Raw genomic sequence first — 2,111 nt, 5'->3', positions numbered from 1 at the left:
CACCATCAGTTTTCGATGGTAAGCGACCTGCTCACGACGATTGATAGCGCCAGTGACGCCCGTCTAGCATAAACCATCGTTCGCGTCCGTGAGCTGCGCCAGAAGGCCTTGTGCGTGTCAACCGGCGCCAATGTGGTGAACCTCGTTCTTCCATGCATCTGGATTCGGGAACCGTCAGGCAGTGTCGGTGAACAACAAAGAAGGCGCAGCACTGGTGACACTGCTGGATTGGTCTTACTAGCAACGTTGAATGATGGCCGTCAGCTCTTCTTCCGTAACTGGTTTTTGCAGGCGACCGTCGAATTGTTGGAGTCCAGTCGCATCGAGAGCTCCGCGATCGGCGACCGCAACTACGCACGCGTCCTGCGAGGCTCCAGCGCAGCGGATGTAATTGCAAAGCCTGCGCCCGTCAATGTCAGGTAGTTGGATGTCTACGAAGACGGTGTCGAACCGAGTCTGACCCGTAAGGCGCAGTGCGTCGCCGCCCGAACGCGCCACCTCAGCGCGATGGCCAAGCGATGCCGCGAGCTCGGCGAACGCGATCGCAACGCTTTCATCGCCGTCGACGAAGAGAAAGAGCATGTTGACCTCGACGACGCGAATGGTGGGCAGCTTTGTTGATGATCAAAGGCGAAGGTCGACGCAGCGAAGCATCCCGAACTCAGCAACTGCGACTGCCCTAGTGAAGCAAGGGCCGTTCCGCTGAGAATGCTTCACGGCCGGTCAATGCACCTCATACGTCCGCTCCGGTTGATCTCATCGCAATATCGCTCGGGGATGATCGGCGAGCGCGGTCGGGTCATGCGCGAGCTTGAACGGTCTAACAAGTGGGCGCCTCGCTTAGGTGCGTCCAACGCGGTAGCGCTTGCCCTGCGCAATCGCTTTTGTCTCGAATGCTCGGTGGACGAATCGGCGTTCGAACGAGTCCGCCTATCGTGGCCGTGCGTTGTTGAGACGAAAGCGTTCGCAACGTTGCATGTTTTTCTTGTCACCGATTTGACGCACAGCTACTATTCGTCCACGTAAACCCTACGGAGCAGATCGCGATGCCTGTCGCTGCACTGATTTCGCGAAGGCAAGGAACACGGAGCGCCCGGGTGCTTGCCTCAGTAGTGGCGAAACCGGTGGTCGCCATCTCCATCGGCTACTGCGCACTTTCAAACATCAGCTTCCAATCTTCCTACGATGGCTCGTTCTCCATGCCTCGCGCGGCGGAATTGGGGTTGGTCAGCGTCATCTACGCTGCACAGCACCCGAACGACGCGGTTCTCTTCGAACGTGTCGGCCACGAACTCTTCGAGTATCGTGTGAAGCGTCCGATTATCGGGTACGCAGGGATTCCGTGGCTTGTTGCACACCGCACGAACCTCGATTTGGCCGACAAGTGCGAGGGGCTCGGCGCCCATGGATGTACCGCAGGCGCGAACTCGCCGTAAGGTCCCACTCCCGGAATTAACGAACCTCAACACCAAGGACAATTTCGGGGCTGAATTCTACTTTTGATAACCCGCCTGCTTCACCGCGCGATCGGCAGCAGCGTTACCCGCCTTCAGCGCTGCGTCCACACTGGTTTGCCCAGCGACGAAGCCCGCAATCGCTTGCCCTACCACACTCCCGAAAGACGGGAACTCGGGGATGGCAACAAATTGAATGCCGCTGTACGGCACCCTCTTGAGCGATGAGTCGTTCGGATCGGCCGATTCGATCGCTTTCAATACAAATTCTCCGAACGGAACGGCCTGCTTGTACTCGGGGCGGGCGAAAGTCGACTTCCTGCTCGGAGGAACGGATGCCCAACCCTCGTCCTGTCCAACCATCTCGATGTACTGTTTCGAAGTTCCCCAGGTAACAAACTTCTTCGCGGCATCCTGCGACTTCGAGGTCTTGGGGATCGCGAGCGACCACGACTACAGCCAGTGCGATCCCTTCGGCGTCACCGCAATCGGCGCTGCAGCGAAGCCTATTTTGTTCGCCACTTTCGGCTGCGAATTGTTGTAGAGCGTGCCCGCGGCCGCCGTCGCATCGATCCACATCGCGCACTTCCCGGACGACATCAACGTCAAGTTCTCGTTGAAGCCGTTCGAGCTCGCTCCGGGCGGCCCGTCGTTCCT

The 2,111-nt window shown here is 58.6% G+C and carries 2 protein-coding genes and 1 pseudogene; 1 reads left to right on the top strand and 2 read right to left on the bottom strand.

Annotated features, from left to right (window positions below; genetic code table 11):
• Positions 1-237: 237 nt before the first annotated feature.
• Complete coding sequence (locus AWB74_RS44150; RefSeq protein ID WP_061152752.1) at positions 238-582, bottom strand: response regulator; 345 nt, start codon at positions 580-582, stop codon at positions 238-240.
• A gap of 542 nt (positions 583-1,124) precedes the next feature.
• Here AWB74_RS44150 and AWB74_RS44140 point away from each other — a divergent pair.
• Entirely contained in the window at positions 1,125-1,436 is a 312-nt protein-coding gene (locus tag AWB74_RS44140; RefSeq protein WP_143749538.1) for a hypothetical protein, read from the top strand.
• Positions 1,437-1,493: 57 nt separating this feature from the next.
• Here AWB74_RS44140 and AWB74_RS44135 read toward each other — a convergent pair.
• Positions 1,494-2,111: pseudogene (locus AWB74_RS44135) on the bottom strand (extracellular solute-binding protein); the annotation flags it as partial.

It is taken from the genome of Caballeronia arvi (assembly GCF_001544695.2).
GTDB lineage: Bacteria > Pseudomonadota > Gammaproteobacteria > Burkholderiales > Burkholderiaceae > Caballeronia > Caballeronia arvi.
The sequence above is the reverse complement of the archived record's forward strand: the minus strand, read 5'-3'. Positions and strand labels throughout refer to the sequence as shown.